At 60.1% G+C, this 22,056-nt stretch carries 20 protein-coding genes and 1 riboswitch; of the genes, 7 read left to right on the top strand and 13 right to left on the bottom strand.

Going from position 1 to position 22,056, the window contains the following annotated elements; translation table 11 throughout:
- Nucleotides 1-16: 16 nt before the first annotated feature.
- Nucleotides 17-646, bottom strand: coding sequence for an alpha/beta hydrolase (locus KJF94_RS21485; protein ID WP_214378582.1), 630 nt, complete (start codon nt 644-646; stop codon nt 17-19).
- Nucleotides 647-790: 144 nt separating this feature from the next.
- Here KJF94_RS21485 and KJF94_RS21490 point away from each other — a divergent pair, with 144 nt between their 5' ends.
- Complete coding sequence (locus KJF94_RS21490) at nt 791-1,225, top strand: Z-ring associated ZapG family protein (protein ID WP_214378584.1); 435 nt, start codon at nt 791-793, stop codon at nt 1,223-1,225.
- A gap of 266 nt (nt 1,226-1,491) precedes the next feature.
- On the opposite strand, the gene KJF94_RS21495 is transcribed toward KJF94_RS21490, so the two are convergent.
- The 7 genes from KJF94_RS21495 to KJF94_RS21525 form a co-directional block, all read right to left on the bottom strand.
- On the bottom strand, nt 1,492-2,220 hold the full coding sequence (locus KJF94_RS21495) for a YiaD family glycine zipper/OmpA-like lipoprotein (RefSeq protein ID WP_214378586.1): 729 nt from the start codon (nt 2,218-2,220) through the stop codon (nt 1,492-1,494).
- A gap of 101 nt (nt 2,221-2,321) precedes the next feature.
- The gene (locus KJF94_RS21500) at nt 2,322-2,963 is read right to left on the bottom strand and encodes an MBL fold metallo-hydrolase (protein WP_214378588.1); all 642 of its coding nucleotides are present in this window, start codon (nt 2,961-2,963) and stop codon (nt 2,322-2,324) included.
- 86 nt (nt 2,964-3,049) lie between these two features.
- Nucleotides 3,050-5,788: a winged helix-turn-helix domain-containing protein gene (locus KJF94_RS21505; RefSeq protein WP_214378590.1), complete on the bottom strand. Its 2,739-nt coding sequence runs from the start codon at nt 5,786-5,788 to the stop codon at nt 3,050-3,052.
- Nucleotides 5,789-5,962: 174 nt separating this feature from the next.
- Entirely contained in the window at nt 5,963-7,327 is a 1,365-nt protein-coding gene (locus KJF94_RS21510) for a DUF1329 domain-containing protein (RefSeq protein ID WP_017340712.1), read from the bottom strand.
- 28 nt (nt 7,328-7,355) lie between these two features.
- Nucleotides 7,356-9,323 carry a DUF1302 domain-containing protein gene (locus KJF94_RS21515; RefSeq protein WP_214378592.1) on the bottom strand — a complete coding sequence of 656 codons (1,968 nt, stop codon included), beginning with the start codon at nt 9,321-9,323 and terminating at the stop codon, nt 7,356-7,358.
- Nucleotides 9,324-9,660: 337 nt separating this feature from the next.
- The gene (locus tag KJF94_RS21520) at nt 9,661-11,343 is read right to left on the bottom strand and encodes a fatty acid--CoA ligase (protein ID WP_214378610.1); all 1,683 of its coding nucleotides are present in this window, start codon (nt 11,341-11,343) and stop codon (nt 9,661-9,663) included.
- Nucleotides 11,344-11,576: 233 nt separating this feature from the next.
- Nucleotides 11,577-12,206, bottom strand: a complete 630-nt coding sequence (locus tag KJF94_RS21525; protein ID WP_214378612.1) for a LysE family translocator — start codon at nt 12,204-12,206, stop codon at nt 11,577-11,579.
- 307 nt (nt 12,207-12,513) lie between these two features.
- On the opposite strand from KJF94_RS21525, the gene KJF94_RS21530 reads away from it, so the two are divergent.
- The 3 genes from KJF94_RS21530 to KJF94_RS21540 all read left to right on the top strand — a co-directional run bounded on the left by KJF94_RS21530 (nt 12,514) and on the right by KJF94_RS21540 (nt 15,350).
- Nucleotides 12,514-13,479 carry a 2-hydroxyacid dehydrogenase gene (locus KJF94_RS21530; RefSeq protein ID WP_214378614.1) on the top strand — a complete coding sequence of 322 codons (966 nt, stop codon included), beginning with the start codon at nt 12,514-12,516 and terminating at the stop codon, nt 13,477-13,479.
- 34 nt (nt 13,480-13,513) lie between these two features.
- Complete coding sequence (locus tag KJF94_RS21535) at nt 13,514-14,512, top strand: methyltransferase (protein ID WP_214378616.1); 999 nt, start codon at nt 13,514-13,516, stop codon at nt 14,510-14,512.
- A gap of 39 nt (nt 14,513-14,551) precedes the next feature.
- A riboswitch (yybP-ykoY riboswitch) is annotated at nt 14,552-14,677 on the top strand.
- 88 nt (nt 14,678-14,765) lie between these two features.
- Nucleotides 14,766-15,350, top strand: coding sequence for a TMEM165/GDT1 family protein (locus KJF94_RS21540; protein ID WP_214378618.1), 585 nt, complete (start codon nt 14,766-14,768; stop codon nt 15,348-15,350).
- A gap of 123 nt (nt 15,351-15,473) precedes the next feature.
- Here the strand turns inward: KJF94_RS21540 and KJF94_RS21545 are convergent, their stop codons facing one another.
- Nucleotides 15,474-16,292 (bottom strand): M48 family metallopeptidase, encoded by an 819-nt coding sequence (locus tag KJF94_RS21545; protein WP_214378620.1) that lies wholly within the window; start codon nt 16,290-16,292, stop codon nt 15,474-15,476.
- A 272-nt stretch (nt 16,293-16,564) separates the two neighbouring features.
- Between KJF94_RS21545 and KJF94_RS21550 the strand changes: the two genes are divergently transcribed.
- Nucleotides 16,565-18,706 carry a methyl-accepting chemotaxis protein gene (locus KJF94_RS21550; protein WP_214378621.1) on the top strand — a complete coding sequence of 714 codons (2,142 nt, stop codon included), beginning with the start codon at nt 16,565-16,567 and terminating at the stop codon, nt 18,704-18,706.
- A 102-nt stretch (nt 18,707-18,808) separates the two neighbouring features.
- Here KJF94_RS21550 and KJF94_RS21555 read toward each other — a convergent pair whose 3' ends face one another.
- The 3 genes from KJF94_RS21555 to KJF94_RS21565 are packed head-to-tail and all read right to left on the bottom strand — an operon-like array spanning nt 18,809 to nt 19,920.
- A complete protein-coding gene (locus KJF94_RS21555) occupies nt 18,809-19,432 on the bottom strand; it encodes an SOS response-associated peptidase (RefSeq protein ID WP_214378623.1) in 624 nt (207 codons plus the stop codon).
- A gap of 35 nt (nt 19,433-19,467) precedes the next feature.
- Entirely contained in the window at nt 19,468-19,728 is a 261-nt protein-coding gene (locus KJF94_RS21560; protein WP_031319115.1) for a putative signal transducing protein, read from the bottom strand.
- Nucleotides 19,729-19,737: 9 nt separating this feature from the next.
- The gene (locus KJF94_RS21565; RefSeq protein WP_214378625.1) at nt 19,738-19,920 is read right to left on the bottom strand and encodes a CPXCG motif-containing cysteine-rich protein; all 183 of its coding nucleotides are present in this window, start codon (nt 19,918-19,920) and stop codon (nt 19,738-19,740) included.
- A 142-nt stretch (nt 19,921-20,062) separates the two neighbouring features.
- On the opposite strand from KJF94_RS21565, the gene KJF94_RS21570 reads away from it, so the two are divergent.
- On the top strand, nt 20,063-21,226 hold the full coding sequence (locus KJF94_RS21570) for a 1-acyl-sn-glycerol-3-phosphate acyltransferase (protein ID WP_214384928.1): 1,164 nt from the start codon (nt 20,063-20,065) through the stop codon (nt 21,224-21,226).
- Nucleotides 21,227-21,369: 143 nt separating this feature from the next.
- On the opposite strand, the gene KJF94_RS21575 is transcribed toward KJF94_RS21570, so the two are convergent.
- Nucleotides 21,370-21,648, bottom strand: coding sequence for a hypothetical protein (locus tag KJF94_RS21575; RefSeq protein WP_017340724.1), 279 nt, complete (start codon nt 21,646-21,648; stop codon nt 21,370-21,372).
- A 195-nt stretch (nt 21,649-21,843) separates the two neighbouring features.
- Between KJF94_RS21575 and KJF94_RS21580 the strand changes: the two genes are divergently transcribed.
- On the top strand, nt 21,844-22,050 hold the full coding sequence (locus tag KJF94_RS21580; protein ID WP_214378627.1) for a hypothetical protein: 207 nt from the start codon (nt 21,844-21,846) through the stop codon (nt 22,048-22,050).
- Nucleotides 22,051-22,056 lie beyond the last annotated feature (6 nt).

A 22,056-nucleotide genomic window follows, 5' to 3' on the forward strand; every position in this document is an offset into this window, starting at 1 on the left:
GCTTGTCAGACTGCAATCAATTCGAAAGACGCGGCAGGATCAGATCCTTGAGATCGGTCAGCTTGCCATGAAAAAAGTGTCCGCATTCTGCCACTTTAAGCAGCTCATGGGGGCGCTCGAGTTTCGAGGACCAGTCGTAGACGGCTTGCGGGTCGATGACTTCGTCGGTTTCCGGCTGGATCAGTGTCAGCTCGCCCTGCTGCGGCAGTGGGTCTTCATCGCCGAGGCGCATCACCGCTGGCGCGACCATGAACAAATGCTTGAGTTGTTCGCCCTTCGTTTCCAGGCGCCCGCCGAGACTGGCTGCAACAAATCCGCCGAAGGAGAAACCGAACAGCGTCAGCGGCAAATCAGGATGTTGCGCCCGCAACCATGCGGCCGCCGCTTGAGCATCGTCGACTTCACCGGTGCCCATATCGTGCGAACCTTCGCTGGCACCGACACCACGGTAATTGAAACGCAAGGTAATCAAACCGGCATCGCGCGCGGTGCGCTGCAGGGTCGAGACCACTTTGTTGAGCATGGTGCCGCCCTGCACCGGGTTCGGGTGGCAGATCAGCGCGATGCCGCGAGGCGCTTCGTTGTTCAGGTAAAGTGCTTCCAGTTGACCGACCGGGCCATCAATCACTACAGGGGTTTCGCGCATAAGCAAGGAAGGAACTCCGTGACCTCGAATCGGGTCGACTCGTCTAGCAAATTGTCTGTGCCGATGTATTGCGAGTGAATCGCGGTATACAGCGCAGGTTCGAGCCGTTAACGTAAAGCAAAGCCGTTTATAGAGGAAGGACTCGTGGAACACTCGCTCTTAGTTTGGTTGTTGCCGACTCTTGCCCTGGTTGTGGGTGTCGCCGTTGGATTCCTGATCGCTCGCCTGGTGCCGAACGCCGCGCCGAGCAGCACACAACGTCAGCTGGATGACATTCAGGAACGTTTCGACAGTTATCAGAACGAGGTGGTCACCCACTTCAACAGCACTGCAACCCTGGTCAAGAAACTGACTCAGAGCTATCAGGAAGTGCAGGATCATCTCGCCGAGGGCGCCAACCGCCTGGCCCTGGACGAGCAGACCCGCCAACGCCTGCTGGCCTCGCTGCACGCCGACGCAGCAGCAGCCCCACGGGAGCGCCTGACGCCGCCGCGCAATCAGGAACCGCCTCGCGACTACGCTCCAAAAGCCCCAAACGCGCCGGGCATGCTTGATGAGCATTACGGCCTGAAGAAGTAATCAGGTTTCGCGCGACATGAAAAAGCCCCCGGATGAGTGATTGTCCGGGGGCTTTTTCAGTTCTGAAGTTTTCATCGCTTGTTCTGGCCTCTTCGCGGGCAAGCCCGCTCCCACAGGGTTCTATGTCGATCACAAGATATTGGTCATACACAAATCCCTGTGGGAGCGGGCTTGCCCGCGAAGGGGCCAGAACTGGCGATACAAAAAAACCGCCCGATCTGTTGAGGATCGGACGGTTTTTTTACGCCTGGGGTTCAGTCAGACGGTTAGGGATACTGCTGAACCGTACCCTGCTGCTGGCCGCCATACTGCTGGCCCGGAATCGCCTTGAGGTTGACCTCGACCCGACGGTTCTGCGCCCGGCCATTGACGTCACCATTGCTGGCAACCGGGTTATCCGGGCCGGCACCGCGCGCCGACAGGTTGGTACCACTCACACCCTGGGAAGTCAGGTAAGTCGCCACGCTCTGAGCCCGACGCTGGGACAGGTCCATGTTGTGCTGACGGCTGCCGGTGCTGTCGGTGTAGCCGACGATCTCGATCTGGTTCTGGCTGAACTCCTTGAGCGAGCCTGCCAGGTTGTTCAGCGGCTGATAGAAGCTTGAAGCGATGTTCGCCGAATCGGTGGCGAACGTGATGTTGCCCGGCATGATCAGCTTGATCTGATCGCCCTGACGCTGCACTTCGACGCCGGTATTGGCCATGCTGGCGCGCAGCTTTTTCTCTTGCTGGTCGGCGTAGTAACCGTAACCGGCAGCGGAAGCCCCCACCACGGCGGCACCGATCAGCGCACCCTTGCCTCGGTTGTCGTGGCCAATGGCAGCACCTGCGAGTGCGCCGGCCAGAGCGCCAAGGCCACCGTATTTCGCGGTTTTGCTCATGCCTGTGGAACCACCGTCGGCCTGGCCCTGGTTGTCGTAAGGGTTAGGCGAGGCGCAGCCTGACAGCAAGGCCACAGCCGTAGCGACAATAATCAAACGCTGCTTGGTGAACATGAAGAGCTCCTACTTTCTGCATTCTATGGTGCAACGGAACAAGGCATCGGCCTTAGCGGGCGTTGGATCATTGCGGGCGACGAAAATTCCATCGGTAACCGTTAAGCCCGCACAAAAGGGTTGTCGCGCATTTCATCACCCAGACGCGTGTCCGGCCCGTGCCCAGTCACCACTGTCGCATCTTCATCAAGGGTATACAGACGCTGCTTGATCGAACGCACGATGGTCGCCTGATCGCCACCCCACAAATCCGTGCGCCCCACCCCGCGACGAAACAGAGTGTCACCGGCAATCAGCAGCTTAGCTTCGGAAAACCAGAAGCTCATGGAACCCGGCGTATGACCAGGCGTGTGCAATGCCACGCCGCAACCGCAGGCCAGTTCTTCATCATCGGCCAACCAGCGATCGGGGGATGGAACCGGGGTATAAGGCACACCGAACATCTGGCATTGCATCTCCAGATTGTCCCAGAGGAACTGATCTTCCTTGTGCAGGTGCAAGGTCGCGCCGGTTTTTTCCTTCAACTGACCGGAGGCCAGGAAATGATCCAGGTGCGCGTGGGTGTGAATGATGCTGACCACCTTCAAGCCCAGGGCGTCCAGCCGAGCCAGGATCAGCTCGTGATTGCCGCCCGGATCGACCACGATGGCCTTTTTCGTGACCGGATCGCCGATGATCGTGCAGTTGCACTGCAAAGGGCCAACGGGGAAGGTTTCGCGGATGAGGGTCGGTTTCTGGGACATCGGGGCATGCTCGATAAACAGGGACGGGGGATTTTCGCACACATTGGCATCCCGCCCTTTACCGCCATGTGTATCGACAAACGACGTCAGCCCAAAACACCCAACGCCTTCGCCCGTGCCACCGCCTGCGTGCGCCGCTCAACCCCGAGCTTGCTGTTGATGTGGCTGGCATGGGTTTTAACCGTGTGCAGGGAAATAAACAGCTGGTCGCTGATTTCCTGGTTCGAGCAGCCTTGGGCAATGAGTTTCAGAACCGACAGTTCGCGGGAGCTGAGCTGTTCGCAGGCTTGTGAGGGCTCCGGGGCAATGCGCGCAGCGACAAGGGGGAGCCGTTCTGAAAGGCTCTGCGAAACCACTGCTTTCGCGCAGTTCTGCAGTTGCTCGCGAAGCCAGTCGGGGTATTTGCTCAACAAGCCATCAAAAGGCTGCAGCGCGCCGCCACTGGCCGCTTCCAGGGACTGAGCGAAGGTTTGCCGGGCTTCAGGCTCACGGTTGTGCGCAAGGAGCAGTTCGGTTTTCTGCGTCAGGGCCATCACACTGAGCAACTGCCGACCGGTTTGCTGACCATGCTCGAGCAACGCATTCAAGCGTCCCTCGGCCAGCATCGGCTGCGCCTGAATGACCTCCAGCAAGGCCTGTTGCAACTCGATATGCAGCGGCAGTTGCGGATGGAATTCCGGGGGCGCTGCCGGCTGTTCGCCGTTGTAGGTCTGACCCAGTCGCGCGAGCCAGGCCTCCGCCAGATCGGTACGCCCCTGAGCCAGCCAGAGTTCGCATTTGACCAGGGTGATCATCGCCAGATAGTAGATCGGCGGTACGTCCCAGATGTGCATCAGCCGTTCGGCTTCGGCGAGTTCAGCAAACGCCTTGGCATATTCGCCGCTGCTGCCTTCGAGCCTGGCGATCACGCAATGGCCGATCAATACGCTGATGTCGCGACAGGCGCGGGCTTCAGTCAACCCCGCCTGCAAGCGCACCCGCGCCGTCTGCGGTTGCAGACGCAAGGCCAGCAGAAACCCCTCGTACAAGGTCAGCCGGGCGCGTACGGCATAGAGCCGTTGCGGCGACAATCCTTGCAGGCGTTGCAGCCCCTGGCGAACTTCATCCAGCGAACGCAGAATCTCCCCTCGCGCCTGCAATACCCGGGCGCGATCGTAATGGGCCAGCGCTTCGAACAATGGATTGCCCACCCGTTGCGCCAGCTCCAGAGAATCACGGTTCAGGCCACGTGCCCGCCATAAGTCGCCGTCGGCAATGGCCAGGTTGGACAGGGTTGAGAGGCACATCAGGCGCTGGCCGTAACGCTTGGACGGAAGACTCTCCAGCGCTTCGGTGCAATACAGCAGCGTCAACTCGCGATTGCCGCGACCGCGGGCGATGATGCCACTCAAGGCCAGCCATTGCGCCAGCATGGACTTCTGCGCAGTGGCCGACGGCGCCGGCAGGAAGCGGCTCAGGTGACTGGCCAGCTCTTCGGCGGCATCCAGCTGACAGGCCAGCCCCAGCGCCCAGCTGTAGAGCACGATCAAGCGTGGCGTGCTGATCAGCAGGCTGTCGGGCAAGTCCATTTTCCAGCGCAGCAACATGCCGACGTTCTGTTCTGCCAGCAGTTGTTCTTCGGAAAGGTTCTGTACCAGGTTGGCCGCCACGTCCAGGTGCCCGGCGCGCAACGCCTGCTCCACTGCTTCATCGAGCAGGCCCTGAGCATTGAACCAGCGACAGGCGCGCAGGTGCAGGCTGGCCGCCGGCACCATTGCCTGACGGGTAGGCCGGGTACGCAGCAGGTCGGAAAACAGATGATGATAACGATACCAGTGACCGTGTTCGTCCAGCGGCACCAGGAACACCTGATGCGCGAGCAGAAAACTCAGGATTTCGGCACTGTCATGCGCCTCGCGAACAGCGTCGCACAACTCGCTGCAAAAACGCTCCTGAGGCGCTGTGTCATACAGAAATGACTGCACCTCGGCGGGCAGGCAATCGATGACTTCTTCGAGCAGGTAATCGCGAATCAGCCCTTCACCGCCATGCAAGGATTGCGGCAATGCGCCCTCGGAGCCGGCCTCGGAAGCCGCCAGCAACCAGAAACGCAAGCCAGCGACCCAGCCCTCGCTGCGCTGGATCAGGCTCTCCAGCGCTTCGCCGCGCAAGGACGTGCTGTGTCGATCGAGCAGGGTCAAGGCTTCGTCGTGTGTCAGGCGCAGATCCTGCTCATGCAACTCGAGCAATTGCCGCGACAGGCGCAGACGTGCCAGATGCCAGTCTGGACGCTGGCGACTGGTGACCATCACCAGCAAGCCGTCAGGAAGATGATTGAGGAAAAATTGCAGGCAACGATCGAGCACCGGGCCCTGGGCCAGATGGTAGTCATCGAGTACCAGCAGCAGTGGTGCCGTCGGCAACAAATGCACGGCCAACTCGTCGAGCAAACCGTCCAGCCATTCTTCGAAGGCAAACGGCTGATGCCGCTGACGCATTTTCAACAGGCCCAGGGACTGCCTGCCCAACTGCGGAAAAAAGTCCTGGAGGCCTTCGAGCAACCGCTCGAGAAAACGACCGGGGTCGTTGTCTCGCGGACTCAACCCCAGCCACAGACTTTGCCAGTGAGCGGGCAGCCCCTGACAAAACTCAACTGCCAGCGAACTCTTGCCGAACCCCGCCGGTGCGCTGACCAGCAACAGCCTGCCACCGAGACCGGCACTCAGGCGCTCGCACAAACGAGGCCGCAGCACGTGCCCGTCAGGCAGCGGTGGCCGAAAGAAACGACCGTCCAGTGTCGCGACGGCAACGCTTGCAGGGCCCGGGAGTGGGGACAGATCAGTCATGGCCGGCTCTTGTTTGAATTGCTGTTGGCGGCGTTGCAGATGTCCGCAGACTAGCGGTAAACGAAGAGGTATTGAAGGTTATTGCTACAAATGGCTACAAAAAGTCTACGCGCAAAAAAAAGCCCCGAACCAGTCGGGGCTTTTTTCGAGGATGCGGCCTCAGTTCAGTTCAGGTTAACGAACCCCGGACTGACGCAATGCCGCCGGTGTGAAGTCGCTGGTAGTGGCAGTGAAACCGAAGTTATACGCCGATTTCTCTTCGTTCTTCATACCGAGAGCCAAGTAACGGCCGGACTGCAGGTCGTACAGGGTTTCCAGGGTGTACCACGGCACCTGAACGTTGTAGTAGTTCTGGGAGTGAGCTTCTGCCACACGCCACAGTTGGTTACGACCGTCGTAGTGATCGATCACCGCTGCTTGCCAGGTGTCTTCGTCGATGTAGAAGTCACGCTTGGCGTAGATGTGACGCTGACCTTCCTTCAGGGTTGCCACGACATGCCAAACCCGACGCAGCTCGTAACGAGCCAGGTCCTGGTTGATGTGACCGGCCTTGATGATGTCGCTGTACTTCAGCTTCGGATCGTCGAGCTTGTAGCTGTCGGAGGCGATGTACATCTCTTTCTTGCCTTCGAGCTTCCAGTCGTAACGATCCGGTGCACCGTTGTACATGTCCAGGTTGTCGGAGGTACGCAAGCCGTCCGCCGCAGTACCCGGCCCGTCATAGGACACTTGCGGGGCACGGCGCACGCGACGCTGACCAGCGTTGTAGACCCACGCCGAACGCGGTTCCGCCACCTGATCGAGGGTTTCGTGCACCAGCAGCACACCACCGGCCAGACGTGCCGGCGCGGTCACTTCCTGCTTGAAGTAAAACAGGATGTTGCCCGGGTTCGCCGGATCGTAATCCTTCATCTTGTCGCGGAATACGAACTGGTCCTGGAAGTACACCAGGCTGTACGAGCCGTTCGGCTGCGGCGTGGCCTGGGTCACCAGACGGGTCACGCTGCCACCGCGATAGCGGGTGATGTGGTTCCAGATAACCTCAATGCCGGTCTTTGGAATCGGGAACGGTACGGCTGTCTCGAAATTCTTCAACCCGTTGCCGCCGGATACCAACTCCGTGGCAGTGGCGTTTTTCTTGATGGCAGCGAACACGTCATCCGGCACGGTCGCGCCGCGATGGGACGGGTAGACCGGCATCTTGAAGGTTTCCGGGTAGCGCTTGAACATCGCGTACTGGCCCGGAGCAAGCTTGTCCTTGTACTGGTCGACGTTCTGCGCCGTGATGGTGAACAGCGGTTTTTCACTGGCGTACGGGTCGGACAGGAAACCTTTGCTGTCGACAGCGCCTGCGTTTTTCGGCAACGGCTTCCAGGCCGGAATCGAACCGTCGGCATTGCCGGCCATCTCGGCGCCCATCGGCGTCAGGCTCTTGCCCAGCTTGTCCGCTTCGGCCGCAGGGACCGCTGCCATGACGCTGGTCGCCAGCAGCGTAAGCCCCAGAAATCCAGCGTGGAACAGACTCTTTGTTGTTTTCATAGGTGTGTTCGTCCTGAAAATGCAGTGCTTAGAAGTTCACGCCGAAGCTGAGCGCAACGAAGTCGCGGTCATCCACGGTGGTGTACTTGCCGTCAAAGAAGTTGGTGTACGCCAGGGAAGCGGTGTAGGTGTTCTGGTACTCGGCGTCGAGACCCAGGCTGACCGCCTTGCGACCTTCCTCGAAGTTGCCGCCAGGGCCTGGCGAGTAACCGTCCACGTCATGGGACCAGGCAATGTTCGGCTTGAGGTTTACACCGGCGAATACGCTGTTGTAGTCCCAGATGGCACGAGCGCGATAACCCCAGGAGTCTGTGGTAGTGAAGCCATCGTTTTCACAGTAGCGATTGACGTTGTTTTGTGGTCCGCCTGCTCCCAGGGTGCTGGCGTTCAATGCCTGGCACTGACCGCCTGGCAATGGGCCAGGGCCGTAGCTCGGGTCACGGCCGTAACGTGCTTTCGAGGTGCTTTCCAGGCCGCCGACGTGGGTCCAGCCCACCTCGCCCACCAGGGTCAGTCGCTCAGCGCCCATCACTTGGTCGAAGAAGTGCGTGAAGGTCGTCTGCAGCTGGCTCACTTCCTTGCGGCGATAGCCATGTTGATCCTCGCCTGGACGACCTTGCAGCACGGAAACGTTAGGGTTCAGTGGCGTCAGGCCGGAAAAGAGGATGTCGGTGGTGTTGAGTTGTACCGGTGCGTTCGGACGGTAGCTGAATTCACCACTCCACGCGGTACCGGTAGGCAACGTGGTGGAGAAGCTCAGGCCATACAGGCGAATGTCTTCCGGGTACTCGACGAAGTAGCTGGAGTTAGCCGCTACCACCAATGGCAGGGTTTGCGCCGCCAGCCCGTTCGCGCCACCCACGATGGCACCAACCTGGCCGGGCGGAATGCCCGCGCCAATCAGTGCGCCGCCGAGAGCACCACCCAGTGCCTGCGCGTTATAGGCACTCGCCGGAGCCCCCTTTCCACTGAAAATCGGCGCACGGCTGTGGTAGTTCATGAAATAGGCGCCGAATTCGGTGTCCAGCGGCTCGAACATGTACTTGAAGGACACGCCGAACTGGCCGCTGTCACGCGCGTCACGATCCGGACCACGACGAACGATGGCACCCTCATCCGGGTTGCCCCAGTTCACGCCACGGGCGGCCAGGGTGTTGATGACAGCGTTACGCGCCCCGGGCGGCAATGCCCCCAGAGAGCTGTTGATCCCATTACGGGTCCGCAGCACGGCCAGGTTCTGGTCGCAGCCATCCGAGATCACGTCCGGTTGCGAGAAGAACGTGCCGCAGTTGTCGGTAACGGTCTGGTCCCATTCCAGTTGATAGAACGCTTCCGTGGAAAGGTTCTCGGTCAGGCTCTGGGACACGTAGAACATGTTGACCGGGATCAGGCCTTCCTTGATCTCGGCACCTGGACGGCGAAACGCGGAAACGTCGATCGGGTTGATCGAGTTGATGCCGCCGCCGATGAAGGTACTTTCACCCCAGCTCACTACCTGCTTGCCCAGACGCACGGAACCCGGCTGATCGGCAATCGAGTAGTTGTGGTAGACGAAGGCGTCGAGGATCTGCCCGCCGGAAGACTTGGCGCCTTCCTTGCGGTTGTCGTTGCTGATGTCCTTGAACGGACGGCTTTCGTCCTGGAGTTCGAAGTCATACCAGTATTTGCCCCGGACGAAGACGCCGGTGTCGCCATATTTCAATTCAAGGTCATGGATGCCTTTGAAGATCTTCGAGAAGGTTTCCCCGCTCTTGAAGTTCAAGTGACCGTCATCAGAGGTCTGGGACAGGCCGCGACCGCCGTTGTTGACGCCGATGAGGTTCTTGTTGGCACTCTCGGTAGACCAACTGGCACCGATCGACAGGGATGAGTCGAACTGACCTTCGATTTCACCAACGTTGAAACTGACGCCGAATGCGGGCCCGGCGAGCGTAGAGGCAAGACTGACAGCCAGGGGCAGTTTAGCCCGGCGCCAGAACTGGTTTACTGATGTCATCGACGCTACTCCATGTGCATTATTGTTATGGCAGTGAGTACTTTTAAAAACGCTGTGGCTGACCGGGAGCCAAGGCTTCCCGAAGTCACTCCAAAGTTGCATCGCCCCGTTTTGTGCGTTTGCCCCGTTCTTAAAAATCCTTGAGCGGACTATAGCCAGCAGGTAGTACTGCTTGATCCCTCTAAAGTGTGATTTGCAGCTGCCAGCCACTCTGGAACAGTCCTTTCGCCAGACCGACACCTGTCGGCACGGGAAGGATGGCTGAAAATTCGGATTTGACAAGCCAAGCGCTTGCTTGGTGGGGCTGGCGTGCCTTTTCGGGCACGCCGGAAGACGCTTAAAGCGTCGAGAGGAAGGTGCTGTTGTTGGCTTGCCACTCGGTGATGTCGACGCGAATGCGCTTCTTGTCGAGCTTGCCGACGCTGGTCTTGGGAATTTCAGTAACAAGGGCGATCTGGCTCGGGATGGCCCACTTGCTCAGGTGCCCCAACTCCACAAACGGCTTGAGGTGTTCCTTGAGTTCTTTGGCCCCGATTGCATGGCCCTCGCGGATCACCAGCAAGGCAAACGGACGCTCGCCCCACTGCGGATCGGCAATCCCCACCACTGCTACTTCGCGTACCGCTGCATGGCGACTGATCAGGTCTTCGAGGTCCAGGGAGGAAATCCATTCACCGCCGGTCTTGATCACGTCCTTGATCCGGTCGCGAATATCGATCACGCCCATACCGTCCAGTGTCGCCACGTCTCCGGTGTGCAGCCAGCCGCCGGCCCAGAGCTCGGCGCCCTTCTGCGGCTCATTGAAATAACCTTCGGTGAGCCACGGCGCGCGCAGCACCAGTTCGCCCTGGGTCTCGCCATCGGCGGGCAGGAAGTTGCCGTCGGTGTCGACGATCGCCGCCTCCACCAACGGCCCCGGCACGCCGGCCTTGATTCGATACGTGGTGCGTTCGTCTTCGGTACCGGCCATCAGCTCGTCGTTGAGGTGCGCGCAGGAAACCAGCGGCCCGGTTTCCGACATGCCGTAAGCGGCGGTCAACTGAATGCCCTTGGCCTTGGCAGCTTCGTACAACGCACGATTCAACGCACTGCCACCGATCACGATTTTCCAGCCAGCGAAATCAGTGCCTTGCGCAGCCTTGGCGTTGAGGACCATTTGCAGGATGGTCGGTACGCAGTGCGAAAAGGTGACCTTTTCCTTGCGCCACAGCTCCACCAGATATTCCGGATCGTAGCGCCCCGGATAAACCTGCTTGAGCCCGAGCATCGTCGCCACATACGGCAACCCCCAGGCGTGCACATGGAACATCGGGGTGATCGGCATGTACACGTCGTTGGTACCCAAGAGCCGCACGCTGTCGATGGCGCCCATGATGGTCGACACGCCCATGGTGTGCAGCACCAGTTGCCGGTGGGTGAAATACACGCCTTTGGGATTGCCGGTGGTGCCGGTGGTGTAGAACGTGGTCGCGACCGAGTTCTCGTCGAAGTCCTGGAAGTCGTACTGCGTGCTCGCGGCCGCCAGCAATTGCTCGTACTCGCCGACGAGGTTCGGCAAGTCGGCGGTTTTTTCCGGCAGATCGGTCAGCAGCAGGGTTTTTTCCACCGTGGTCAGGTGACCGGCAATCGCGTTGTACAGCCCGACGAACTCGCTGTTGACCAGCACGAAGCGGTCCTCGGCGTGGTTCATGGTGTAGAGGATCTGTTCCGGCGACAGGCGCACGTTGATGGTGTGGATCACCGCGCCGATCATCGGGATGGCAAACATGCATTCCAGATAACGATGGCTGTCCCAGTCCATCACCGCCACGGTATCGCCGGCCTTGACGCCGGCTGCCGTCAGTACGTTGGCCAGGCGTGCGACCCGTTCGATCAGGGTCGGATAGCTGTAGCGCAACTGGTCGCGGTAGATGATCTCGCGGGTTTTCTCATAGCGCGCGCCAGACATCAGCAGCCGTTTAATCAGCAACGGATACTGGTAAGCGCCTTCGGCTGGGGGGATAACGCGAGTCTGCAACATAAGAATCCCTTTTCTGACTGCACGGTCGTGACTGAAAGTAAGCACTCTAGTGCCCTTCCATGACAACCAAATCAGCCGAAGGAATGATTTGCAACATTCAGCAAATGCTAGCGTTGCGCCAGCATTCAACTGCCATCCAGACCTGCAGGAGTCGGCTTGCAGGCGACAGGAACGCCAAGGTCTATCTGACAGACCGCAGCGATGCCATCGCCAGCAAGCCGGCTCCTACATGATCAATGCATCTCGGTGAACGCGAGTTTCACGCCGATGGCGATCAGCACCGCGCCCATGGTCCGGTCGAACCAGTGGCCCATGCGGGCGAAACCGGCGCGCACGCGTTGCTGACTGAACAGCATCGCCACCAGGCAGAACCAGACAGCGGTCGCCGCTGCGAGGTAAATCCCGTAACCCGCTTGCACTGCCAGCGGTGTGTGCGGATTGATCACCACGGTGAACAACGACAGGAAGAACAGCGTGGCTTTCGGGTTCAGACCGTTGGTCACGAAACCCGATGTGAAAGCGCCGCGAGCCGTACGCTCGCCGGCTTCCTTGTGCAGGTCGTCAGCCACCGGTTTGGCCGGTTGCGCACGCAGGGCCTTGAAGCCGATGTACAGCAGGTAAGCGGCGGCGGCCCATTTCAATGCGTTGAACAGCACGATCGACTGGGACACGATCAGGCCGATGCCGAGCAGCGAATAGCCGACGTGCAGGAAAATTGCCGTGCCGACGCCCAGCGCGGTCCAGGTGCCGGCGCGACGACCGTGGGTCACGCTCTCACGCACCACCACGGCAAAGTCCGGGCCGGGGCTGGCCACGGCCAGCAAATGGATGAGGGCAACGGTCAAGAACTCTGTCCAGTACATGGGGGCTCCTATGGGGCAGGCCGATCAATAAAAAATTTCAAGGTGAACTCACCTTTTTGCCATCTTCATTTTTGTGGCGAGGGAGCTTGCTCCCGCTGGGCTGTGCAGCGGCCCCGAACCAGGCGACCGCGTTTTGTCAGGCGCACTGCGTCATTCGGCTTACGGCTTACGGCTGCTTCGCAACCGAGCGGGAGCAAGCTCCCTCGCCACAGGCTTTGTGCCAGACCAGCCAGTAAGTAACCATTTGTTTCTATCTGGTAGGCTCGGCAGATTACGCCTTCAATTCAATGCACAAAAGGTACAGTTGATGACGAACCCTCGCCGCGCCGTTTTCCTCGACCATCCCTCGCTGGACCTCGGCGACCTCGACCTCAACCCATTGCGTGATTGCTTCGACGAATTGCAGCTGTTCGCGCAGACCACTCCGGATCAGGTGATCGAACGCCTCAAAGGCGCGACCGTCGCCATCAGCAACAAAATCCAGATCGACGCCGCGGCCATTGCCGCCAGCCCCGAGCTGAAGCTGATCCTGATCACCGCCACCGGCACCAACAACGTCGATCTCGCCGCCGCCCGCGCCCACGGCGTTACCGTCTGCAACTGCCAGGGTTACGGCACGCCGTCGGTGGCGCAGCACACGATCATGTTGCTGCTCAACCTGGCGACGCGCCTCGCCGATTATCAGAAAGCGGTCGGCGAAGGTCGCTGGCAACAAGCGAAACAGTTCTGCCTGCTGGACTACCCGATCGTCGAACTGGAAGGCAAAACCCTGGGCTTGTTCGGTCACGGTGAGCTGGGGGGCGCGGTCGCACGACTGGCTGAAGCCTTCGGCATGCGCGTGCTGCTCGGGCAGATTCCGGGGCGCCCTGCCCGGCCAGACCGTTTGCCGCTGGATGAGTTGCTGCCGCAGATCGATGCACTGACCCTGCACTGCCCGCTCAACGACCACACTCGTCACTTCATCGGCGCTCGCGAACTGGCTTCGATGAAACCGGGTGCCTTTGTAGTCAACACCGCCCGTGGTGGCTTGATCGACGAACAAGCACTGGCCGATGCCTTGCGCAACGGCCACCTGGGCGGCGCCGCCACAGACGTGTTGAGCGTCGAACCGCCGACCGTCGGCAACCCGTTACTCGCCGCCGACATTCCACGCTTGATCGTCACACCGCACAACGCCTGGGGCAGTCGCGAGGCGCGGCAGCGGATCGTTGGCCAATTGACCGAAAACGCTCAGGGATACTTCAGCGGTAAGGCGCTGCGGGTCGTCAGTTGATAAACTGCGGCACTTTTTTTTCAGGGAGCAGAGTATGGATCCGCGCAGTGAAGTACTGCTTCGTCAGGCCGAGTTATTCCAGGGTTCGGTATTGCTGGCCGGTTTGCCCGCCGATGATTTGCTGGGCCGCCTGCCCGACGCCCATGGCTGGTGCTGGCACGCCGGCGACCAGGCCGCGCTGGACGCTCGCTTCGCCGAGCGCAGCCACTTCGGCGTGACCGCGCCCGAGCGCGAATTCGATACCGCAGTGGTGTTTCTGCCCAAATCCAAGGACCTTACCGACTACATCCTCAACGCCCTCGCCTCGCGCCTGGCCGGTCGCGAGCTGTATCTGGTGGGTGAAAAACGCAGCGGCATCGAAGGCGCGGCCAAGCAACTGAACCCGTTCGGCAAACCGCGCAAGCTCGACAGCGCGCGTCATTGCCAGCTCTGGCAGGTCACCGTGGCCGATGCGCCAGTGGCCAAATCGCTGGAAAGCCTGGCTCAGACTTATGAGTTGCCGCTGGCCGAAGGTCCGTTGAAAGTCATCAGCCTGCCGGGCGTGTTCAGCCACGGTCGCCTGGATCGCGGCAGTGCATTGTTGCTTGAACATCTGGACAAATTGCCGAGCGGTCATTTGCTGGATTTCGGCTGCGGCGCGGGCGTGTTGGGCGCGGCGGTCAAACGTCGTTATCCGCACAACCAGGTCACGCTGCTCGACGTGGATGCTTTTGCGGCCGCCAGCAGTCGCTTGACCTTGGCTGCCAACGGTCTGGAAGCCGAGGTGATTACCGGTGACGGCATCGATGCGGCGCCGATGGGTTTGAGCGCGATCCTGAGCAACCCGCCGTTCCATGTCGGCGTACACACAGACTATTTCGCTACCGAGAACTTGCTGCGAAAAGCAGCCAAACATCTGAAAAATGGTGGTGAACTGCGCCTGGTCGCGAACAGCTTCCTGAAATATCAGCCATTGATCGAAGAGCACCTTGGCGTGTGTGCGATCAAGGCCGAAGGACAGGGTTTCAGAATCTACCGGGCCAAACGCGGTTAGAAATTTGTACTTGCCCAATCGGATTTGCCTAGGCAGAATCCGCTCCGTCCTAGGGGAGTAGTCTCCCACGAGCGCCATGCTCGTCCGGCATACGTCAACATACTTGGTCCTCAGACCATGGCGTATGCGACCCAAGCGTCCGCATCAGACGGATCGCCAGGGTTTGACAAGACCTATGACACGAACACCTTACCCGGGGCGGGAAGGCTGTACGTGTCATAGCCGTGTCGACCCGCCCCTTAGGAAAACCCTGATGCTGGATTCACTTCTCGTTCCCACCGCAATCGTTGCCTTGGCCGAAATCGGCGACAAGACGCAACTGCTCGCGCTCATTCTCGCTGCCCGTTTTCGCAAACCATGGCCGATCATCGCCGGCATCGTCGCCGCCACCCTGGCCAACCACGCGGCAGCCGGTGCGGTAGGCGCCTGGGTCGGAAGTTTCTTCTCGGATGCGATGTTGCACTGGATTCTCGCCGCGAGCTTCACCGCGACGGCGTTGTGGACCCTGGTGCCGGACAAGATGGATGACGACGAAGCCAGCACCGCCCGCAAGTTCGGGCCGTTCCTGACGACGTTGATTGCGTTCTTCCTCGCGGAAATCGGCGACAAGACCCAGATCGCGACCGTGATGCTCGCCGCGCAATACCCGGAATTGTGGCTGGTGATCATCGGTACCACCGTGGGCATGTTGATTGCCAACGTGCCGGTGGTACTGGCGGGTAACTTTGCGGCGGATAAATTGCCCTTGACGTTGATTCGTCGCCTGGCGGCTTCGGCGTTCTTCATCCTGGCGATTGTCGCGGTGTACAAGGCGATGCAGAGCAGTGGGTGGGTTTGACGCGTTCGGTTAGTCACACCGTGTAATCGTTCTTCGCGGGCAAGCCACGCTCCTACAGGTCAGCGCAAGTCTGTAGGAGCGAGGCTTGCCCGCGAAGGCGACAGCGGCATCAACACATATCTATCAGGACTTCGGCGCTTTCTCGTACAGAGGCATCACCTTCGGAATCGCCGCCTGCAACGAAGCAATCCGACTGGACGACGCCGGGTGAGTGCTCATGAACTCCGGTGGCGAACCTTCCGAGGCCTTGCTCATCTTGTTCCACAGGGTGATCGCGGCGTTCGGGTTGTAACCGGCGCGAGCTGCCAGTTCCAGGCCGATCAGGTCAGCCTCGTTTTCGTTGGAGCGGCTGTTGGGCAACGTCATGCCATAGTTGGCCACGGTGTCTGCCAGCGCCAGGCTGTCCTGGCCCAGGCCGAACAAGGCACCAGCGCCCTGCTTGGCCATTTCGATGCCGTAGGCCTTGGACATTGCTTCACGACCGTGCTCGCGCAAGGCGTGGGCGATTTCATGGCCCATGATCGCGGCGATTTCATCGTCGGTCAGTTTCAGGCTGTCAATCAGCCCGGTGTAGAAAATGATCTTGCCGCCAGGCCCGCAGTTGGCGTTGAGTTCGTCGCTCTTGATCAGGTTGACTTCCCATTTCCACTGGGCCGAATCAGGACGAAAAATCGGCGCCTGGGCAATCAGTCGATTGGCGATCGTCTGGATGCGCTTGGCATCGTTGCTGGTCTTGTCCAGCACACCTTTGCTGCTCGCCTCGCCAACCGTCTTTTGGTAAGACTGGGCGTACATCTGGTTGACCTCGTCCGTGGACAACATGCTGAACATGTACTGCTTGCGCTCCACGCCAACGGCACCGCCGCTGGTGGTGTTGACCGACTGACAACCGGCGAGCAACAGACCCGCGCTCAGAGCACACAAAACCAATCGCTTGTTCATCAAAAAACTCCCTGAAAACATGCCGGGTATCCTAGGCGGGGAAATGTATCGGCGCCAGATACAACAGACATTCAGACGCATATTTCGGATAAAGCTCCCATCGCCGTAGGAAAAAATTCACATAGCCTCCCCGCCGCGGCCAGTAACGGCCCGCAATGATTCATTTGCGACATCTACCACTCCAAAACAGCCATTTCACCCTGCCTCGCTCATGGCCCTCGACCCCCCTGCCGATACAGCAGCGCAGATGTCCTCTTGCGTGCGGAGCACCCATGAAATTCAAGTCGATTCAGTTTTCCGTGGCGGCCCTCGCCGGTGCCATCGTTCTTAGCGTAGTCGCCGCGCTGGTGCTTTATGCCCTGTTTTCCGGTGCCCGGACCCAAGACATGGTTCAGGAGCGGACCCAGGCGCAATTCGAGCAAGTCATCGAACAGCGCCTCACGTCCCTGGCGCAAACCCAGGTCAGCCAGATCCAGCGTGAACTCGAAGCGCCGCTGCTGATCGCCGGCGGGCTGGTGCGGGTCAACGCCTTGATCGGCACACCGGGCGCCGATGGCCAGCCGCAACTGAACCTGAGCCGCGAGCAATTGATCAGCCTGATCAAGGAAAACGTCGCCAAAAACCCGAAAATTCTCGGCACCTACATCGGTTGGGAAAAAAACGCCCTCGACCACAATGACGCAGCCTACGTCGACACCAAGGTGGTGGGCATCGACGCCGCTAACGGCCGCTTCCTGCCATGGTGGTTCCGCAATGAAGACGGCAGCCTGGGCCTGGACAAACTGGTGGACGTCGACGACCAGAAAACCCTGTCCACCGGCGTGCGCGCCAGCGAGTACTACCTGTGCTCGAAAGAAACCAAAAAATCCTGCGTGATCGATCCGGCGCCCTACAAGGTCGGTGACAAGATCGTCATGCTCGCCTCCTTTATTGAGCCGATCATGCTCGACGGCGCCTTCCAGGGCATCGTCGGCGCCGACCTGTCGGTGAACTTCATCCAGGAAATGCTCCTGGGCGCGAACCAGAAGCTGTACAACGGCTCGGGTGTCATGGCGCTGATCGGCGGCAATGGCCGGATCGTGGCCTACACCAAGGACCCGAGCAAATTCGGCGAGAAGGTCAGCGACATCCTCGACAACCAACAGATCGCCAACATGGCCAATCTCAAGCGCGGCGAAGTGACCTACACCGTCGACAAGACCCAGGGGCGGATCGAGTTGTACCTGCCATTCGGCATCGGCCAGACCGATGCGCGCTGGACCCTGATGCTGCAACTGCCGCTGAACGCGGTGATGGCCGACCTGCAAAAACTCCAGGCCGACCTCGGCACACAGCGCAAATCCGACACCTTCGGCATGGCCATGGTCGGCCTGCTGATTGCCGGCATCGGCTTGCTGGTGATCTGGCTGGTGGGCCACGGCATTGCCCGGCCGCTTAAACAGATGGTCGCCATGCTCGACGACATTGCCAAAGGCGAAGGCGACCTGACGCGCCGCCTGACCAGTGATCGCGCCGACGAACTGGGCTCAATCGCCAAAGGCTTCAACACCTTCCTCGCCAAGTTGCAGGCGATGATCACTCAGGTCGTGACGTCGGTGCAGAGCGTCAGCGATTCGTCGGAACACACCGCTGACATCGCTATTCGCACCAATATTGGCGTGCAAAAACAAATGCTCGAGATCGATCAGGTCGCCACAGCGGTGCATGAAATGACCGCCACTGCTCAGGACGTGGCGCGTAACGCGACCCAGGCGGCGCAAGCGGCCAGCCATGCGGATCAGGCGGCGGCTCAGGGCAAACTGATCGTGCGGGACACGTCGAATTCGATCGGTGTGCTGGCGGTGGAAATCGGCAAGGCTGTGGGCGTGGTGCAAACCCTGGCCAAGGACAGCGAGAACATCAACGCGATTCTCACGGCCATTCGCGGGATTGCCGAGCAGACCAACCTGCTGGCCTTGAACGCGGCCATCGAAGCGGCACGTGCCGGTGAACAGGGCCGTGGCTTTGCGGTGGTGGCCGATGAAGTGCGCAACCTGGCGCAGAAAACCCAGAAGGCCACTGAAGAAATCCAGACCATGATCCAACAGCTGCAACAAGGCACGCGCGATGTGGTGCGGGTGATGGAGGACAGCCAGAACCGTACCGATGAAAGCGTGCAACACGCGGCGAAAGCGGCCGAAGCGCTGGATGCGATCACTCAGGCGGTGTCGGTGATCAACGACATGAACACCCAGATTGCCAGTGCGGCCGAGGAACAGAGCGCGGTGGCGGATGACATCAACCGTAACGTGATCAACATTGGGCAGGTGGCCAATGAAGTGGCCGGTGGGGCGGATGAGTCGAGCGCAGCGAGTGCGGATCTGACCAAGCTGGCTGAACAGCAGCGGCGGTTGATCAATCAGTTCAAGGTTTGATCCAGAGGCCCCATCGCGAGCAAGCCTCGCTCCTACAGGAAATCACCTAATCCGTAGGAGCGAGGCTTGCCCGCGAAGGCGTCAGCATAGACATCACTTCACTCAACCTGGGGTCAAACACTCCGGCCCATTCAGCTTCGGATCATTCACCAGATTCGCCAACACCCGCTCGCGCAACGCAGCGGGCTCACTGGCCAGCAACCCCTGCAACACATGCAAAGGCGTCTCGGGATCAAGCCACGCCTCTTGCCCTGCCGCATCGAGAATCAACGGCCGACGCTGACTCGCGGCCGGCTGCGTGATCACTGCCGTGCTCAACCACACCTGCTCCTGCACCGGATACGCTTCCCAGATCGCCGCAAAAAACAGCGTCGAACCCTCCCCGGGCGTCAGCCAGTAAGGCCGCTTGCGCGTCGTGCCGCGCCATTCGTAAAAACCGTTGGCCGGCAGCAGACACCGGCGCTCGCGCAGGGCTTGGCGGAACATCGGTTGCTCGGCCACGGTTTCGGCCCGGGCATGGGCCGGCGTTCGGGACAGATCGGTCAGCCACGGCGGCGTCAAGCCCCAGCGCGCGCGGGCCAACTCTCGCTGACCGTCAGCGACGGCACGCAGCATCAACACCGAATCGTTTGGGGAAATATTCCACTGGGCCTGCTGATCGGCGGGAAAGCCAGGCAGGGCCGCGAAGGCGGGGTTCCAGCGAAACAGGGCATAACGTCCACACATGGGGCAACACGACTCTTGATAAAACGAACGTCAGCCTAACAGACCAGCGTGCCGGGAAAGCTTTCCGGTTCATCGCCGGGTAGCGGCAGCGCGGCATTGTACGCGGCGATCAACTCACGGGCGTATTCGGCCTGGTCATTATCGACCGACAACCCCAGCAGACCAAAGATGGGCAACTCCCCGCTGCCACCGAGCAAATCACGCCCGACCAGATGCGCCTCGATGCCCTCGCTGGCCAGCATGCCTTGCAGCAGCTCGCCTTCCATCAGGTTTTCCGGTTCATAGATTCGCTGCATAGATGCCCCTTACTCGTTTTCACTGAACACTTCGAGATGCCATTCCTCTCCGTCAACCTGCAACACAAACGTTATCGGCCGACAGCACACCTGACAGTCCTCGATATAGGTCTGATCGCCGCCGGACAGATCCACCGTCGTCTCAACCTCTTCACCACAATACGGACATTCATATTGCGCAGTTTCCAGCATCGCGGTCTCCCGGGTGACTTGTGCGTATAATCGCCGGTCTATTTGCAGGGCTATTTTTGTCTGGCTACCTTTTCAGACCGTGCCCCGTTGGTTTTCGATCAAAACCTTTACTTACCCTAGCCGTTTCTAACAAGAGAGCATGATGGGCGAATTCGATGCCATCCGACCTTACGACGACAGCGAAGTCCCAGCGGTACTGAACCGGCTGCTCGGCGACAAGGCGTTTCTAGATATCCTCATCCACTTCCGCTTCCCGCGTTATGCCGGTGCCTTCGGCTGGATGCTCAAACCCCTTATAGCCCATCGGTTGCGCCGTGAGTTCGCCGGTGTCCATTCGGTGGCCACGTTGCAGGACAAAGTCGAGGTGTACGTTGACCACACCATCGAGCGCGCCACCGACGGTGTGACGTACACCGGCGTGGAGCAGTTCAAGTCCGGCAGCGCCTACCTGTTCATCGCCAACCACCGCGACATCGTGATGGACCCGGCCTTCGTCAACTATGCCGTGTACCACGCCGGTCTGCCGACACCGCGCATCGCGATTGGCGACAACCTGCTGCAAAAACCCTTCGTCAGCGACCTGATGCGCCTGAACAAGAGCTTCATCGTGCACCGTTCGATCACCGGTCGCCGGGAAAAAATGGCCGCTTATCAACTGCTGTCGGCCTACATCAACCACTCGATCCGCAACGATTGCGCCTCGATCTGGATCGCTCAGGCCGAAGGCCGGGCCAAGGACGGCGACGACCGCACCGAGTCGGCGATCCTCAAGATGTTCCACATGAGCCGCAAGGATGAGCCGTTCGGCGAAGTCATCCGCTCGCTGAACGTCACCCCGGTGTCGATCAGCTACGAGTACGACCCGTGCGACCAGGCCAAGGCGCGCGAGCTGTTCATCCGCGCCACCACCGGCAGCTACACCAAAGTGCCGGGCGAGGACGACGTCAGCATCGCCAAGGGCATCACCGGCTACAAGGGCCGTGTCCACGTGAACTTCGCCGCGCCGATCACCGAGCTGTACGAAGACACCAAGCAATTGGCGATCGAAATGGACAGGCAGATCCTCGGCGGCTACCGCTTGTTCCCGGTGCACTATCTGGCTTACGCGCAGTGGAAAGATGCCGATCCGCAGTTGCAGGTGCCGAAAGCGGCTGAAGTGTTTGCAGCCGACGAACTGGCGAAGGCCCAGGAAGAATGGCAACAGCGCCTGGACGCTTGCCCGCAAGAGCATCGGCCGTTCTTGGTGCTGCAATACGCTACGCCGGTTCGCAATCAGTACCGGGTCAAGGCGGGATTGCCGCTTTAAACCCGGATACGACAACGGCGCCCTGTGGCGAGGGAGCTTGCTCCCGCTGGGCCGCAAAGCGGCTCCACTTCTTGTCAATAAGAAAGGGGACTGCTGCGCAGTCCAGCGGGAGCAAGCTCCCTCGCCACAGGTTTTGTGCTAGTTCACACCCGCGTGCTGATCCACGACACCAGCAACGCCAACCCCAGGCAGGCAAAGCCGAAGCGATAGAAAAACCGGTTCATGCGCAAGGTCGCCCAATCCAGTACAGGCTCTTCACTGGGACGGCTCTGACGCTGCGCTGCCAGACTGGCCTGCGCGCGTTGTTCGCGGCGACGCGTAGCGTGCAGCAACCAGCTGCCCGGGAAGGCAAACAGCAAGGCGAGCAGGTTGATCAATTTGGCGGGATGGGCGGTAAACAGCGTCATCAAATGCAGCGACATCACAAACCTCAGTCAAAACAGGTGTGGCGAACGCCGGACCGACGACCGCGGCGCGGATTCTACCGAAAGCCGCCCCTCGTGCCCGCCGCTTTACGACAAATAACTCACCATCTGGCAGATTCCTGCCCTGTGTCACGGCTTCGTCATCTGCATGCGCCAGTCTCTCGGCCCATCGAAACCGACACGGAAACCGTCATGCTGCACGCCGAAAACCAGGATCGCCTCTACCTCATCGCTCAAAGCGACGAACAACAAGCCTTGGTCGGCAGCCTTGCCTTCAACGTTCAGGATCGCCATTGGCTGGTGTATTGCGCACTGGGCGGGCATCAACATGCGGATTTACCGGAGGCGGATTTGCTGACGGGCGTGAGTGTGCTGGATTTCTATTCGCAGGCTGCCTGACCCCGC

The sequence above is a fragment of the Pseudomonas hormoni genome (genome assembly GCF_018502625.1).
Taxonomy (GTDB): domain Bacteria; phylum Pseudomonadota; class Gammaproteobacteria; order Pseudomonadales; family Pseudomonadaceae; genus Aquipseudomonas; species Aquipseudomonas hormoni.